Raw genomic sequence first — 15,762 nt, 5'->3', positions numbered from 1 at the left:
GCGCGGGGGCGTACATCCGGCTCTTGATGGTGCCGAGGGTGTCCCCCGCCTTGGACGTGAGCGACCGGGCCAGCTCCACCGCGGTCGGCCGTACGGCGTCCTCCTCGACCGCGCGGTCGACGACACCGGCGGCGAGGGCGTCGTGGCCGCCGAACCGGCGGGCCGTGGTCATCGCCTCGTGCGCGGTCTGCGGGGTCAGCCGGGCCTGGATCAGCGCGGACATGCCCGGGGTGAAGGGGATGTTGATGTCGGCCTCGGGCAGGCACCAGAAGCCGCGGTCGGCGCGCATCACCCGGAAGTCGTGGGCCAGCGAGAACATGGCGCCGGCCGCGAAGGTGTGCCCCTGCAGGGCGGCCACGGTGACGACCGGGAGGGACAGCGTCCGGGCCAGCAGCTCGTGCACGCCGAGGACGTACTCCTGGTACTGGTCGGCGTGGCCGGACAGCCACTCCAGGTCCAGGCCGTTGGAGAAGAACTTGCCGGTGGCGGCGGTGACCATGGCGCGGGCGCCGTCGGCCTTCTCCACCTCGTCCAGCGCCTCGCCGACGGCGGTGAGCCAGTCCGGGTGGAAGCGGTTCTCGCCGTCCCCGATGTCGAGGATGAAGACGTCGTCCTGGCGGTCGAGTGTGGGCACGGTGGCTCCTTCGGGCGGCGGCTGATCGGCTGCTACTGGTTAGTAACTTATGTGGGCGCCGGGAGGCGTGCAAGCCTCTGCCCCTTTCTTGTGGCCGCGACCCGGGCGCGGAGGGTCGGGAATACCCCCTAGGGGTATAGAGTTGTCGTGTGGTGACCACCGCCCGACCGCGGTCGGGCTCACACTGGAGCAGGGAGAGAGGCCACACCATGGAGCACCACGGACACGGCGGCACACCGGCGCACGACGGCCCGGCGGCCCAGGAAGGCCGCCCCGGCCACGAGGGTCACGCCGCCAACACCGCTCACGAAAGCCCCACCGACCACGTGAGCCAAACCGACCACGCGAGCCATACCGATCACATGAGCCACACCGGCCACGGCGGCAGCCGGGAATCGCACGGCTCCCCCGGCCACGACCCGCACGCCCACCACGAGCACGGCGGCGCATCCTGGAGCACCGCGGCGAAGGCGACGCTGCACTGCCTGACGGGCTGCGCCATCGGCGAGATCCTCGGCATGGTCATCGGTACCGCCCTGCTCTGGGGCAATGTGCCGACCATGGCGCTGGCGATCTTCCTGGCGTTCGTCTTCGGCTATTCCTTCACCCTGTTCGCCGTCCGCAGGGCCGGGCTGGACCTGAAGAGCGCGGTCAGGGTGGCCCTGGCCGCGGACACCGTCTCGATCGCCGTGATGGAACTCGTCGACAACGGCATCATCGCCCTCGTACCGGGCGCGATGGACGCCGAGCTGGCCGACGCCCTCTTCTGGACCGCGCTGACCGGCGGATTCGCCGTCGCCTTCCTGGTCACCACCCCGGTGAACAAGTGGATGATCGGCCGGGGCAAGGGCCACGCCGTCGTCCACGCCTACCACTGACGGCGCGACCGGGCGCGACCCGGCCCGCAGCCGGGCGCGACGCGGCGCGACCTCCCGGCCGTGCCCGGTGGGCCGGTGCGCCCGGTGCGCCCGGGCCGGTCGGTGCGCCCGGGCCGGTCGGTGCGCCCGGGCCGGTCGGGGCGGTCGGTCCGGTTTACGACGACACGGCAGGGCTAGTCGGACCGTGCCGGGTTCTCGTCGCAGGGCCGCAGCGGCCCGCGGGACCCGGGCGGAAGGAGCGCGCCACGATGACCACCGCGACGAAGGACATGCTCGCCACCTACCCTGCCGACCTCGGCGGGGTCGACCGCGAGAAGCTCACCGAGTGCATCGACGCCTGCGTGGCCTGCGCGCAGGCGTGCACCGCCTGCGCCGACGCCTGCCTCTCCGAGGGCATGGTGGGCGAGCTGACCAAGTGCATCCGTACGAACATGGACTGCGCCGACGTCTGTGACACCACCGCCTCGGTCCTCTCCCGGCACACCGGTTACGACGCCAACGTCACCCGGGCCGTGCTCCAGGCGTGTGCCACCACCTGCAAGGCCTGCGCGGACGAGTGCGGATCCCACGCCGGCACGCACGAGCACTGCCGGATCTGCGCGGAGGCCTGCCGGAACTGCGAGCGAGCCTGCAACGAGCTGATCGCCTCGCTGGGCTGACCCGGCCCCCGAAGCGGGAGGCTCCGGCCCCCGGCGTCCCCCGGCGTCCCCCCGGCGTCCCCCGGCGTCCCCCCGGCGTCCCGCCGGTCCCCGCCACGGCCCCGGACCCCCGAATCCCGCGGGACACGGCCGGGCCGGCCCCGGGGGACGCCCCGGGCGCCCGGCGGGCCCGCCGTTGCGCGCCCCGGGCGTGGCAACCGGCGCATCCGTTCACCCGTACGGGCGCAATTCCGGCGTTCGCCCGCCGAGCCGCCGCCCCGTGGGCCCCGGCCGCGTGACGATCAGTCGGTCAGCGCGGCCGCACCTCCACGGCCGGCCGCCCCGATCCGGGCCCCGGGAGCCGCCATGCACGTCCTGCTGGTCGCGAGCGCGTTCGACAGCCTGACCCAGCGGATCTTGACCGAGCTCCGCGACCGAGGTCACACCACGGACACCGCGGTCGCGGGAGACGAGGAAGCCGTGCGCCGGGCCGTGCACCGGTACGCCCCCGAGCTGGTGATCGCGCCCCGGCTGGACACCGTGATCCCCGAGGACGTCTGGTCGGCCCGCACCTGCCTCGTCGTCCACCTCGGCCCGCCCGGGGACCGCGGGCCCTCCCCGCTGGACCGGGCCTGCCGCGACGGCGTCCGGCGCTGGGGCGTCACCGTCCACCAGGCGACGGGCGAGCTGGGCGCCGGTGACGTCTGGTCCTGGGTGCCGTTCACCGTGCCGCCCGTCGGCAAGGGCGACCTGTACCGCAACGAGGCCGCCGACGCCGCGACGGAGGCCGTGCTGCTCGCCGTACGGCGCTTCGCCTCCGGCGGCTACCGCCCGCGCCCGCAGACCGAGGCCGCCGAGCGGATCGTGCACCGCCCCCACCTCACCCAGGAACTGCGCCGCGTCGACTGGGAGCGGGACGACACCGCGACCGTGCTGCGCTCCCTGCGCTCCGCCGACTCACACCCCGGAGTGCTCGACGACCTGCTGGGCCGCCCCTTCTACCTGCACGGCGGCCACCACGAGGACCGGCTCCGGGGCCGCCCCGGCGAACTGCTCGCCACCCGCGCGGGCGCCGTCTGCCGTGCGACCACCGACGGCGCCGTGTGGATCCCGGAGCTGCGGCCGCGCCGGACGCCGGGCGGCCCGGCGACGTTCCGGCTGCCCGCCGTCCAGGCGCTCGGCTCCCTGCTCCCGGATCTCCCGGAGGTGCACGCGCCGCTGCGGCTGCCCGCGCACCGGCGCACCTGGACGGACATCTCGTACGCGGAGAACGGGCCGGTCGGCTTTCTGCGCTTCTCCTTCCCCGGCGGCGCGATGAGCACCGCCCAGTGCCGCCGCCTGCTGGCCGCCTACCGCTTCGCGTGCCACCGTCCGGTCTCCGTGATCGTCCTGGGCGGGGCCCGGGACTTCTTCGCGTGCGGCGTCCACCTCCGGGTGATCGAGGCGGCCGCCGACCCGGGCAAAGAGGCATGGGCGAACACCAACGCGCTCAACGACCTGGTGCAGGCCGTCCTCACCACCACGGACCGGCTCGTCGTCGCGGCGGTCGGCGGCAACGCGGCCGCGGGCGGCGCGATGCTCGCCCTGGCCGCCGACGAGGTGTGGTGCCGCTCCGGGTCGGTGCTCGCCCCGTACACCCGGCCGCTGGGGAAGTACGGCTCCGCGTACCGGACGTACGTGCTGCCCCGCCGCGCGGGGGAGGAGGCGGCGGCCGCGCTCGTGGACGAGGCGCAGCCGCTCGGGGCCGCCGGTGCCCGCCGGGCGGGGCTGGTCGACCGGGTGCTGGCCGTCGCGCCGCAGGACTTCGGCACCGAGATCGCCCGGCTGGCGGGTGAGCTGGGGCGCGAGGCCGGGCTGCCCGACCGGATCGCCGCCAAGAAGGCCGCCCGGGAACGCGACGAGGCGCTGCGTCCGCTGAGCGCCTACCAGCAGGCGGAGATGGAGCGTGTGCGCCGGGCCTTCTTCACGCCCGACGACCCGTACCACGCGCTGCGCGCCGCGATCGTCCGCCGGACCGAGCCCGCGGCGGCCGTCGTGGGCCCCGCGCGGTCCGCCGAGCCGGACTCCGTTCCCGCCGGCACCTGACGGGCGCGGGCCGGGGCGCCTTCTCCCGCCCCGGCCCGCGCCGCGATTCCCGTTCCCGTCGGCCGCGGTCCGCTTTTCCGGGCCGCGGCTCCGCGCTGCCGCGCCGCGGTCCTTCCGGCGGCTCAGTTGCGCGGCCGGCCGCCCGCGGATCCCCGGTCGTCACAGCCCACGCGGTCGGCGCTCAGCGCGATGTCGTCCATCAGGACGTCGTACGAGGACGGTGTCGGGTCGCCCTGGTACAGCTGCCAGCCGATCTTCACCGTGTCGAACTCCGGGAAGAGGAAGTCGGTGTCCGCGCCGCCGTGGTCGTCGGTGTCGACGGTGAGTTCCGGTTTCGCCTCTCCGTCGATCCACACCGAGATGCGGTTGTCGGAGTCGTCCATCTCCCACTCCACGCAACTCCACACCCCGGCCTCCGCCGGTACGGTCTCCTGCCACGACGTCCAGTCACCGGTCGGGCCGCCGTCCGCGCCGACCCCCCACAGGTTGGTCCCGCCGTCCCCGGCGGTCGGCACGAACTGCCCGCCGAGCGGCCGGATGTAGCCCGGCCCCTCGCCGGTCGCCTCGACGAGCGTCCAGTGCGCCCAGTCCGGCGCGGTGGGGAACGCGTCGACCCGCAGCCGTACCCGGCCCCAGAAGCTGTTGCCGGGCGGCGCCAGGTCGGTGACGGTCAGAAACGCCTTGCCGTTGCCCTCCGTACGGATGCGCAGGTGCTTGCCGGTGTCCGCGCCCTCCTCCACGGTGAGCGTGCCGTTCTCCGTGTCGGCGGACCACTCGGGGCTGTGCGCGTCGCCCGGTTCGAGCAGGCTGAAGTCCTCGCAGAAGAGCAGGGAGGCGTCGGTGCAGTCGTACGCCTGCGGGTGCGGGTGGTGGGGCTGCCCGTGCCCGTGGCCGTGGCCGTGGCCGTGGCGGTGTCCGGGTTCGCCCGGTGCGGCGGACGCGGGGGCGGTCGCGGCCGCGGCGGTCAGCAGCGCCGCGACGGCGGTGAGCAGCGGGGCCTTGCGCAGGGGGTACGGCCTCATGGTGGTACGCCTCCGGTCATCGCATCGGTCGTCGGGTCGGTTCGTCGTGGGGCCGGTTCGTCGTGCGGGTTCGTCGTGCCGGTACGTCGTATTGGTCTGTCGTGCTGGTTTCCCGTGCTGGTTTCCCGTGCTGGTGTGTCGTGCTGGTACGTCGTGTGGTCCGCCGGGTCCGGTACCGGTCAGGGACCGGGGTCGGGGGCCGGGGCCGGGATGGTGCTCCGGCGCCCGGGCGCGGGCGGTGGGTCCGCGCCGCGGCCCCNCCCCGGACCGGTGGTCGGCCGGTCCGGGGCCGCGGCGGTCACGGCGCCGGGGTCAGTCCTGCTGCCCGGCCTGCCGGCGGCGGTTGTAGACGGCCGCTCCGGCGACGAAGACGACCAGGCCCGCGCCGCCCACGGCGGCGGCGGTCGGCAGGGCCGTCGAGGAGGCGGCCGGGTCCTCCGTCGCGGCCACGGCCTCGGTTTCCACGGCCTTTCCGTGCGTGACGTGGTCCCCGTCGTGTCCGGTGTGGACGGGCTTCGCCTGGGTGTTCTCGAAGTTCTCCGCGACCTCGGCTATCTCCTGGGCCGACATCTCGTCCTCACCGAGGCCGGTGACCTCGCCGTTCCCGCCGTCGAACTCGACGTCGGAACAGGAGTAGAAGTTCTCCGGGCTGTCGGAGCGGATCCAGTGGATGTAGATCATGTGCTTGCCGGTCTTGCCCGCCGGCAGCTGGAGGTCCCAGTAGTAGTGGCCCTCCTCGGTGCCGACCCCGCCCTGCTGGGGCGGGTTGGTGACGGTCTGGATCTTCTCCAGGTCGCCCCAGGCCAGCGGGGTGTCCGGGGTCCATCCGTCCTTCGTGATGTACACGTCGAAGTCACCGGGGTGGGCGGCCCAGTTGCTGTACTTCACCTTGACGGTCTCACCGGCGGTCAGGTGTGTGGTCGGCCAGTCCGGACGGGCCGCGTCGTAACCGGTGAAGTCGAACGGGGCGTTGTTCCCGCCGGTGCACAGCTCGCCGTCCGGGATGTAACCCTCGGTCTTGCCGCCGCCGTTGGAGTCCAGGACGGCGAACCAGTTGTACAGCGCCGTGGTGCCGCTCTGCGCCACCGCGTCGGCGCACGCCGGGTTGGACGGGTTCATCCCGCCCGTTCCCGCGATGCCGTCGACGTAGCACATGTAGGTACGCGAGCCGGGCAGCATGGTGGCTCCGTGGGCGGACGCCGAGGTCGGCATCGCGAGCGCGGCGGCAGCCAGTGCGGTGGCTCCGAGCGCGCCGAGGGTGCGCTGCACGCGGCGGGACGGTGCCTTCAAGCGGGGGGAAACGTGCGGGTTGAGGCGTGGCACGGCCATGAGGTCGGTCTCCTTCGTGTTGCTGCGACGGACGGCGACGCCGGGTGGGGCACCGGTCGGCGCCCGGTGCGCGCCTCGGATTCCGCGCCGGGGGTGGCGGTGCGGGAGGGCGGTGCGGGAGCGGCAACGGGGCCCGGTGGGGCGCCGGTTCACGCCGGTGGGGTCCGGTCGTCCGGTGGCCGGATCACGCGCCCGGCGTCTGTGTCACATCGGTGGGGGGCAAGGTGTGGGAGCGCTCCCAGGGAGAGTAGGGCTTAGGTGGCCGGGATGTAAACGCTCTTCGGGAATCAGGCGTCGCCGCCCGTGGCGCGAGGCGCGGATCCGAAGACGCTCCCGGCGGGGCCGTCGCGGCGGTCCGGCGGAACGCTTCGGCAGGCCCGAGGTGTGACCGGCGGTATCCGGTCACGTGTCCCGGGGTCCGCCGCGATACGGAATCATGGCCCTCGTCACACTCGGCGCGGTCGACGGTGCCGCCTCACCGCGTATCGGTGTGGTTATCAGTAGGGTCGTCGGATGTGTGCAACCCCGGCCCTGGGCAAGGGCGTACCCGATGGGCTCACCCACGAGGAGGTCCGGTGAACGGCCGCCACGATGTCACCGATGAGCAGTGGGAAGGGCTCGCCGAGGTGGTCCCGTTGCGGGGCGGCACCGAGTGGCCGTCCTGGCCCGGTCACCGCACCATTCCCGGCGGCGTACGGGAGGACACGCGCCGCTTCGTCGTGCTGCGGGTCCAGGTCTTCGCCGACGCGCGCGAGGTCGCGGAGCATCTGATCGCGCAGATCCCGGTGTTGCTCGACCTGACCGCCGCCGACCGAGACGTCGCCAAGCGCATTCTCGACTTCTCCAGCGGGGTGGCCTTCGGCCACGGCGCCGGAATGCACCGCGTCGACCGGAACGTCTTCCTGCTCACCCCGGCCGGCACGGAGGTGGACCAGCCGCGCCTCGGCGCGGCGGTCCGGGACTGACCTCGGGACGCAGGGCGCGGCGGGCAAGGGCGGGCCGGGCGGGGGCGCGGAGCGAACCGGCGCGGAAGCCCGATGGCGCACCGGGCGAACCGGCCGGGCGCGGCGGCCCCTCGGGAGCACGCGGGTCGAACCGGCCCGGCGGGCCGGGGACTTGCACGGGAACTTGGCGCGGCGAACCCTCGGGAGCGCGCGAACCCTTTCGGCGGGCCCGGACTTGCACGGGAAGCGCGGTCGCGGGGACCCGTGGACCGTCGCCTGCCGGGCCCCGGCGCGGCGCATGGGAGGCGCCGAACGACGGGTCCCGGAGGAGGAATCCCGGAGGATGGATCCCGGGGGACCGGTCCCGGGCGGCGAGTCCACGACGACGGGTCCCGGACGACGGATCTCTCGACGCCGTGTCCCGGAAGGGCCGGCCCTCGGGCGACCGGGCGTGGAGCGGGCGACCGGGCTATCGGGCGACCGGGCGTCGGACGGTCCGGCCCTCGGACGATCGGACGTCGGACGGGCCGGCCCCGGGGTGGTGCGGTCCCGGGGCGGTGCGGCTCCGGGGGTGCGGTGGTGGACGCGGCCCGGCGCGGCGCTGCGTCGCGTTCCCGTCCGGGTCATCCGATCGTAGGAAGACCGTGGCGGCTGAACGGTTCGCCTGTCGCACGGCTGCTTACGGTCCCCGGATGGAACCCACCGCACACCCCCGGCCCGATGCCTCCCGGCCCGACGGCGCCGCCCGCCCGCAGGGTGACCGCGCCGCCCGGCCCGCCGTGACCCGACTGCGGTTGTCCGCCTGGAAACGGCACCGCGGCACCGTCCTTCCGCTGGCGCCGCTGGCCTTCCTCGCCGGGCCCAGCGGCAGTGGCAAGTCGGCCGCGCTGGAGGCGTGTACGGCGCTGGCGCTGCTCGCGGGCGGCGCCGCGCTGGGTGAGGTCTTCCCGGACGCCCCGGCCTGCGTGCCGGAGCGCGCGAAACCTGACGACCAGGGGCGGCGGGGCTTCCGTATCGGCTGCACCGTGGACGGGCCGGCCGGTGAGATCCGGCTCGACCTCGCCGTCCAGGCGGAGCCCGAACTGCGTGTGGTCGGCGAGCGGTTGACGGGCCGCGGACTGGTCCTGCTGTCCACCGCGCTGCGCGATCCGCGGCGGCGCGCGGTGCAGGCGGAGTGGCACACCGCGGGGGGCGGGGCCGTCACGCGCGCGCCGTTGCCCGACGACCGGCTGGTGACGGCGCTGCTGCCGTTGCGTGTCGCGGGGCGCACCGCGGGCCAGCGGCTGGTGCTGGCGGCGGCCGAGCAGGTGCTCGTCGGGCTGCGCTCGGCGTTCGCCTGCGATCCGCGGCCGGGCCGGATGCGGTCGCCGTCGGCGGTGGAGGAGGGCCGGCTGCGGAACGACTGCCGGAATCTCGCGGCGGTGCTGCGGCGCACCAGGGGCGAGTGCGGCACGCGGCACGCCCTGCTGGTGGACGCCGCCCGCGCGGGCTGCTCGGGCGGGGTGGAGGACCTGACGGCGCGGGAGTCGGCCGACGGCCGGGTACGGGCCGTGCTGGACCGGGGCGCGGGCGGACGTACGCCGCTGGAACGGCTGGGGGACGGGGAGTTGCGCTTTCTGGCGCTGGCGCTGGTGCTGCTGACGGGGCCGGGTGTGCTGGCCGTCGACCCGGTCGCCGAGGTACTGCCGGCGCGGCAGCTGCTGACCGTCCTCGCGGACGGCTTCGACCGGTGCATGGACCGGCGTCAGACGGCGGAACTGACCGCGCTCGCGGCGCGCATGACGGAGCGGGGGCACGTCCGGATGCTGGGCGCGATGCGTGCCCCGGAGTGCGCGGCGGGTGTCCCCGGAGTGCGGATCCTGGAGCTCGACCGGAACGGAAGGCTCCTCCCGGTGCCCGGGCAAACGGCCGAATCGGCGGGGGAGTTGCCGGCGGAATCGAAGGGCGGGACCGCCCTTCGCCACGGAGAGTGACAATCCACTTATCAGTATGCGAACTATTGTCCAGAGAATTCGGAAAACCCTGGCCTTATGCTCCACAGTCAGTCACTCTAGGTAGTGGCAGGCGATCGCGAAAGAGCGCGCGCCGGAAGGAGGTTGGCCGTATGGACGCGGCCCGGCTCATCGAAGACACCCGGCACGGGCTCGCGCGGGCAGGCTGCCCGAGGGAGATCGTCGCCGAGGCCTGGCAGGCACAGGCGCTGGCGGTGGCGGTCGGCAGCCATCTTCTGCTGTACGGACCACAGGAGCTGCGCGCGGAGGCGCGCGGGCTGACCGAGGCGGGCGGGCGCACGTGGGGCGCGCCCGACCCGATGCGCCGGTTCATGGGCGCCCGGGCAGCGCGACTGTCGGACGTATCGGAGCCGCGGCGGGCACTGATCGCGCTGGGCATGCTGCTGGGCGAGGTCGGGATCGCCCTCGTGGCCGTCGCGAGCGCCGCCGAGGTGGAGGGTTTCTACTGGCAGTGCATCGAGGTCATCGACGCCGTGGACGAGTCGGGCGACCGGGTGCGCGGCCTGCTCCGGCAGTTGGAGGAGCGGGAGCTGTCCTGAGCGGCGGCGGGCACGGCGGTGCGCCCGGGGCGGGAGGTGCGGGCGCGCGCCGGTGCCGTCCGCCTCCCGCCGCGGCGGCGGACTGGCGGCGGAAGGCGGGAGACACCGGGCGCGGCCGGTGCGGACCCCGGGACGGCGGTGGGCGGTGCGGTGCGGAACGCCCGCCACAGCGCAGCCCGGTGTGCCCCGCCCGGCGTGCCCGCCCGGTGGGTGCCGGGCCGCCCAGTGGGCCCCGCCCGGTGCCGGCCCGCGCGTCGTCCGGAGCCGAGCCGCTCCCTGGCGCCGGCCCCGCCGTCCGGAGCCGAGTGGCTCCGCCGTCCGGGGCCGAGCGCTCCACGCCTCGCCGGGCCTCGCCGTGCCTGGCCGCGCCGCTCCGTACCTCCGTACCGAGCCGTTCCTTGCCGCGCCACCGCGCCACCGCGCCGCCGCGCCGCCGCGCCACCGCGCCACCGCGCCGTTACAGAGCCGTGCTCAGCCCCGCCGTGCTCAGTCCAGCTGTGGCATGACCTCCGAGGCGACAAGCTCCATCTGGTCCAGGTCGGAGAGGTCCAGCACCTGCAGATAGATCCGCTCGGAGCCGGCCTCCCGGTAGCGGCCGATCTTGTCGGTGATCTCCGCGGGGGAGCCGCAGAGCCCGTTCTCCCGCAGCTCGTCCACCTCGCGGCCGATCACGCCCGCCCGCCGGGCGACCTCCGCGTCGTCGCGGCCGGCGCAGACCACGAGGGCGTTGGAGTAGACGAGGTCGGAGGCCTTGCGGCCGCGCTCCTCGGCGGCCGCCCGGACCCGGCCGAACTGGCGCCCGGTGTCCTCCGGCGACGCGAACGGGACGTTGAACTCGTCCGCGAAGCGCGCGGCCAGCGCCGGGGTGCGCTTGGCGCCCAGCCCGCCCACGAGCACCGGCACCTTGGGCTGCGCGGGCTTGGGCAGTGCGGGCGACTCGCTCAGCTCGTAGTACCGGCCGGTGTAGTCGAACCGCTCGCCGACCGGGGTGCTCCACAGGCCGGTGATGATCTCCAGCTGCTCCTCCAGCCGGCTGATCTTCTCCTTGGGGAAGGGGATGCCGTAGGCGGAGTGTTCCTCGGCGTACCAGCCCGACCCCAGGCCGAAGTCGATCCGGCCGCCGGACATCTGGTCGACCTGCGCGACCTGGATCGCCAGCACACCGGGCAGCCGAAACGTTCCCGCGGTCATCAGCGTGCCGAGCCGGATGCGCTCGGTCTCCCGGGCCAGCCCGGCCAGGGTGATCCAGGCGTCGGTGGGGCCGGGGAGCCCGTCGACGTCCCCCATGTGCAGATAGTGGTCGGAACGGAAGAAGGCGCTGAAGCCGAGTTCCTCGGTGGCCCGGGCCACGCCGAGAAGCGTGTCGTACGTCGCGCCCTGCTGGGGCTCGGTGAAGATGCGAAGATCCATGAGTCCATCCTGCCTGCTGCCGGGCCGTTCCCGCCGAAGGGGGAGTCGTGATGTCCGCACCCGGCCGGCCGCTCGCCGCCGCCCTCGCCGAGGGGACGCTCGTCCTCGACGGCGGGCTGTCCAACCAACTCGCCGACCAGGGCTGCGACCTGTCCGACGCGCTCTGGTCCGCCCGGCTGCTCGCCGACGCGCCGCACGAGATCGAGGCTGCTCACCGCGCGTACGTCCGGGCGGGCGCACAGGTGCTGACCACGGCCGGCTACCAGGCCACCTACGAGGGCTTCGCCCGCCGCGGGGTGAGCCGCGCGGACACCTCCGCGCTGCTGCGGCGCAGCGTGGAGCTGGCCGGGCGGGCAGCCGGCGAAGGGACGGGCGTACGGGTCGCGGCCTCCGTCGGCCCGTACGGCGCGATGCTCGCCGACGGCAGCGAGTACCGGGGCCGGTACGGCCTGAGCGTGCGGGAGCTGGAGCGCTTCCACCGGCCGCGGATCGAGACGCTGGCCGAGGCCGGGCCGGACGTCCTGGCGCTGGAGACCGTGCCCGACACGGACGAGGCCGAGGCGCTGCTCCGCGCCGCCGGCGGCACCGGGGTCCCGCTCTGGCTGTCGTACACCGTCGCCGGTGCCGCCACCCGCGCCGGGCAGCCGCTGGAGCGGGCCTTCGCGCTCGCCGCCGGGCAGGACCAGGTGATCGCGGTGGGCGTCAACTGCTGCGATCCGCGCGACGCCGAGCGGGCCGTCCCGCTCGCCGCCGAGGTGAGCCGCAAGCCCGTCGTCGTCTACCCCAACAGCGGCGAGCGCTGGGATCCCGCGGCCCGCGACTGGCGCGGCCCGGTGACCTTCGACCCGGCGCGGCTCGCCGGCTGCCGGGCCGCCGGGGCCCGGCTGATCGGCGGCTGCTGCCGGGTCGGGCCGGACCGCATCGCGGCTCTGTCCCGGCTGCTCACGGCCCCGCCGGGCTGAGCACGGCCCCGCGGGGCAGCCCGAACGGCCCTTGCCCCGGGGGCGGCGCATAGCAAGATGCCTCCATGGCACTCGAGCACGCGATCCTTGTCTCCCTGCTGGAACGGCCCGGCTCCGGCTACGAGCTGGCCCGCCGCTTCGAGCAGTCCGCCGGCACCTTCTGGACGGCCCCCCACCAGCAGATCTACCGGGTGCTCAAGCGGATGGAGCGGGACGGGCGGCTCCGGGTGGACGAGGTGGCACAACAGGGCAAGCCGGACAAGAAGGTGTACTCGGTGACGGCGGACGGCCGCGCCGCGCTGGGCCGCTGGCTGGACGAACCGGTCGAGCCGGGCAGCGGGCGCCGCGACCTGGCCGTCAAGATCCGAGGAGCCGCTTTCGGCGGCGACCGGGCCCGGCTGGTCGCCGAGGCGGAGCGGCACCGGCAGGCGCACGCCGAACTGCTGAACCGCTGTCTGGCCGTCGAGCGGCGGGACTTCCCGGACGCCTCGGAGCGCGACACCGGTCAGGAGCTGCGGCACGTGGTGCTGCGCGGCGGCATCGAGGCGGAGCGGGCGACCGTCGCCTGGCTGGACGACGTCATAGCCACGCTCCGCCGGATCGGCGAGGCACCCTGAACCGGCCGTCCGGCCCGGAGGCAGTGCAGGCCCCGAGGCAGTGCAGGCCCGGAGGCCGTGCCGCGCCCGAGCCGCGCCGGGGCCGGCGGCCCGGGCCGGAAGCTCCGGACCCGCCCGTCCGACCCGGACCGCCCGAGCGGGCCCGTACTCGCACTCGAACCGTCCGTACCCGCAGCTGTAGCCGTCCGTACCCGTACGACCCGGTTCCGTACTCCGCGTGCGGTCCGCACCCGTGCCCCCTTGCGGCCCCGGACCGTGCTCCGCGCGCCGCCCGGATCCGTACCCCGTGTGCGGACCGGTCCCGTCCGTTACGCCGCGCGCGCCGTCCGGCTCGGCGAGGATGGACCCATGGCGTTCCACGTGGATTCCGAGGCCGGGCGGCTGCGCCGCGTCATCCTGCACCGACCCGATCTGGAGCTGAAACGGCTCACTCCCAGCAACAAGGACGCGCTGCTCTTCGACGATCTGCTGTGGGTGCGCCGCGCCCGGCAGGAGCACGACGGCTTCGCCGACGTGCTGCGGGACCGGGGTGTGGAGGTGCATCTCTTCGGTGATCTGCTGGCCGAGAGCATGGCGATCCCGCAGGCCCGCAAGCTGGTGCTGGACCGCACGTTCGACGAGCGGGAGTACGGGCCGCTGGCCACCGGTCATCTGCGGGAGGCGTTCGAGCGGATGCCGGCGGCGGAACTGGCCGAGGTGCTGGTCGGGGGCATGACGAAGCGCGAGTTCCTCCAGGGGCACGCCGAGCCCGTCTCGGTCCGCTTCCACGTCATGGAGCTGGACGACTTCCTCCTCGCGCCGCTGCCGAACCACCTCTTCACCCGCGACACCTCCGCCTGGATCTACAACGGGGTCTCGATCAACGCGATGCGCTGGCCCGCGCGGCAGCGGGAGACGGTGCACTTCGAGGCCATCTACCGGCACCATCCGCTGTTCCGGGGCGAGGAGGCGGGCGGCTTCCGGGTCTGGTCGGAGGGGCAGAGCGTGTACCCCTCGACGATCGAGGGCGGTGACGTGCTGGTCCTCGGCAACGGCGCGGTGCTGATCGGGATGAGCGAGCGGACCACGCCACAGGCGGTGGAGATGCTGGCCCGCGGCCTGTTCGCGGCCGGCTCGGCCCGTACGATCGTGGCGCTCGACATGCCGAAGGGCCGGGCCTTCATGCACCTCGACACCGTGATGACGATGGTCGACGGGGACACCTTCACCCAGTACGCCGGGCTGGGCATGCTGCGCTCCTACACCATCGAGCCCGGCGCGGAGGAGCAGGAACTCAAGGTCACCGACCATCCGCCGGAGCACATGCACCGGGCCCTGGCGGCCGCGCTGGGGCTGGACGCGGTCCAGGTCCTCACGGCGACGCAGGACGTGCACGCGGCGGAGCGGGAGCAGTGGGACGACGGGTGCAACGTGCTGGCGGTGGAGCCGGGCGTGGTGGTCGCCTACGAGCGGAACGCGACCACCAACACGTTTCTGCGGAAACGGGGCATAGAGGTGATCGACATTCCCGGCAGCGAGCTGGGCCGGGGCAGGGGCGGGCCGCGCTGTATGAGCTGTCCCGTGGAGCGGGACCCCGTGTAGCCTGTTTCTGTCGTATAGAGATACGGTTTATTGTATAGCTTTCCATTGGGAGACCGTCGCCGCGGCGGTGGTGCCCGCCCGCCGTCGTGACCGAGGAGCGTAACCCCCATGGCGACTGACCTCACGGGACGCCACTTCCTCAAGGAACTGGACTTCACCGCCGAGGATTTCGGCCACCTTCTCGGCCTCGCCGCCGAACTCAAGGCCGCCAAGCGGGCGCGGCGCGAGGAGCGGCGGCTCCAGGGGCGGAACATCGCCCTGGTGTTCGAGAAGACCTCGACCCGCACCCGCTGCGCGTTCGAGGTGGCCGCCGCCGACCAGGGCGCCTCCACGACGTATCTCGACCCCAGCGGTTCGCAGATCGGCCACAAGGAGTCGGTCAAGGACACGGCGCGGGTGCTCGGCCGGATGTTCGACGCCATCCAGTACCGCGGTCACGGCCAGGCGGTCGTGGAGGAACTGGCCGAGCACGCCGGGGTACCGGTCTACAACGGGCTGACCGACGAGTGGCACCCCACCCAGATGCTGGCCGACGTGCTCACCATGACCGAGCACAGCGGGAAGCCCCCGGCCGGCATCGGCTTCGCCTATCTCGGTGACGCCCGCTGCAACATGGGCAACTCCTATCTCGTCACCGGCGCCCTGCTCGGCATGGACGTACGCATCGTCGCGCCGAAGTCCCTCTGGCCCGCCGACGCCGTCGTGCGCCGGGCCGAGGAACTGGCCGCCGGCAGCGGTGCCCGGATCCTGCTCACCGACGACATCGCCGAGGGGGTGCGCGGCGCCGAATTCGTCGCCACCGACGTCTGGGTGTCCATGGGGGAGCCCAAGGAGGTGTGGGACGAGCGCATCGGGCTGCTCGGCCCCTACGCCGTGACCATGGACGTGCTGCGCGCCACCGGCCGCCCGGATGTGAAATTCCTGCACTGCCTCCCCGCCTTCCACGACCTGGGCACCGGGGTCGGCCGTGAGATCCACGAGCGGCACGGGCTGTCCTCGCTGGAGGTCACCGACGAGGTCTTCGAGTCCGCGCACTCCGTGGTCTTCGACGAGGCCGAGAACCGGATGCACACCATCAAGGCGGTCCTCGTCGCCACCCTGGCCGGAGCCT

14 protein-coding genes are annotated in these 15,762 nt (G+C 74.1%); 10 read left to right on the top strand and 4 right to left on the bottom strand.

Annotated elements, in window-relative coordinates:
* The coding region (locus tag GCU69_RS10465; protein ID WP_156205757.1) for an enoyl-CoA hydratase-related protein at positions 1-634 on the bottom strand (634 nt) is incomplete at its 3' end.
* A gap of 362 nt (positions 635-996) precedes the next feature.
* Here GCU69_RS10465 and GCU69_RS10460 point away from each other — a divergent pair.
* From GCU69_RS10460 to GCU69_RS10450, 3 genes are all read left to right on the top strand, one after another.
* Positions 997-1,512, top strand: coding sequence for a DUF4396 domain-containing protein (locus tag GCU69_RS10460; protein WP_156205756.1), 516 nt, complete (start codon positions 997-999; stop codon positions 1,510-1,512).
* Positions 1,513-1,760: 248 nt separating this feature from the next.
* Complete coding sequence (locus GCU69_RS10455; protein WP_098754275.1) at positions 1,761-2,171, top strand: four-helix bundle copper-binding protein; 411 nt, start codon at positions 1,761-1,763, stop codon at positions 2,169-2,171.
* A 345-nt stretch (positions 2,172-2,516) separates the two neighbouring features.
* Positions 2,517-4,235, top strand: coding sequence for an enoyl-CoA hydratase-related protein (locus GCU69_RS10450; protein ID WP_098754105.1), 1,719 nt, complete (start codon positions 2,517-2,519; stop codon positions 4,233-4,235).
* A 122-nt stretch (positions 4,236-4,357) separates the two neighbouring features.
* Here the strand turns inward: GCU69_RS10450 and GCU69_RS10445 are convergent, their stop codons facing one another.
* Together GCU69_RS10445 and GCU69_RS10440 are read right to left on the bottom strand one after the other, a co-directional pair.
* Positions 4,358-5,257 (bottom strand): hypothetical protein, encoded by a 900-nt coding sequence (locus GCU69_RS10445; RefSeq protein ID WP_156205755.1) that lies wholly within the window; start codon positions 5,255-5,257, stop codon positions 4,358-4,360.
* Between the two features lie 312 nt (positions 5,258-5,569).
* Entirely contained in the window at positions 5,570-6,586 is a 1,017-nt protein-coding gene (locus GCU69_RS10440; protein ID WP_408055789.1) for a lytic polysaccharide monooxygenase auxiliary activity family 9 protein, read from the bottom strand.
* Positions 6,587-7,161: 575 nt separating this feature from the next.
* Here GCU69_RS10440 and GCU69_RS10435 point away from each other — a divergent pair.
* The 3 genes from GCU69_RS10435 to GCU69_RS10425 all read left to right on the top strand — a co-directional run bounded on the left by GCU69_RS10435 (position 7,162) and on the right by GCU69_RS10425 (position 10,081).
* Positions 7,162-7,551: a cell division protein SepF gene (locus GCU69_RS10435; RefSeq protein WP_156205754.1), complete on the top strand. Its 390-nt coding sequence runs from the start codon at positions 7,162-7,164 to the stop codon at positions 7,549-7,551.
* Between the two features lie 671 nt (positions 7,552-8,222).
* Entirely contained in the window at positions 8,223-9,503 is a 1,281-nt protein-coding gene (locus GCU69_RS10430; protein ID WP_235978384.1) for an AAA family ATPase, read from the top strand.
* 131 nt (positions 9,504-9,634) lie between these two features.
* On the top strand, positions 9,635-10,081 hold the full coding sequence (locus GCU69_RS10425; RefSeq protein WP_098754108.1) for a DUF6099 family protein: 447 nt from the start codon (positions 9,635-9,637) through the stop codon (positions 10,079-10,081).
* Between the two features lie 486 nt (positions 10,082-10,567).
* Here the strand turns inward: GCU69_RS10425 and GCU69_RS10420 are convergent, their stop codons facing one another.
* A complete protein-coding gene (locus GCU69_RS10420; RefSeq protein ID WP_098754109.1) occupies positions 10,568-11,491 on the bottom strand; it encodes an LLM class F420-dependent oxidoreductase in 924 nt (307 codons plus the stop codon).
* A gap of 50 nt (positions 11,492-11,541) precedes the next feature.
* Between GCU69_RS10420 and mmuM the strand changes: the two genes are divergently transcribed.
* The 4 genes from mmuM to argF all read left to right on the top strand — a co-directional run.
* Entirely contained in the window at positions 11,542-12,453 is a 912-nt protein-coding gene (gene mmuM / locus GCU69_RS10415) for a homocysteine S-methyltransferase (RefSeq protein ID WP_098754110.1), read from the top strand.
* Between the two features lie 65 nt (positions 12,454-12,518).
* Positions 12,519-13,070: a PadR family transcriptional regulator gene (locus tag GCU69_RS10410; RefSeq protein ID WP_098754111.1), complete on the top strand. Its 552-nt coding sequence runs from the start codon at positions 12,519-12,521 to the stop codon at positions 13,068-13,070.
* A 348-nt stretch (positions 13,071-13,418) separates the two neighbouring features.
* Positions 13,419-14,651 carry an arginine deiminase gene (locus GCU69_RS10405; protein ID WP_098754112.1) on the top strand — a complete coding sequence of 411 codons (1,233 nt, stop codon included), beginning with the start codon at positions 13,419-13,421 and terminating at the stop codon, positions 14,649-14,651.
* 108 nt (positions 14,652-14,759) lie between these two features.
* On the top strand, positions 14,760-15,762 hold a 1,003-nt coding region (argF, locus tag GCU69_RS10400), incomplete at its 3' end, for an ornithine carbamoyltransferase (RefSeq protein ID WP_156205753.1).

The organism is Streptomyces lycii, assembly GCF_009735685.1.
GTDB classification, from domain to species: Bacteria; Actinomycetota; Actinomycetes; order Streptomycetales; family Streptomycetaceae; genus Streptomyces; species Streptomyces lycii.
The sequence above is the reverse complement of the archived record's forward strand: the minus strand, read 5'-3'. Positions and strand labels throughout refer to the sequence as shown.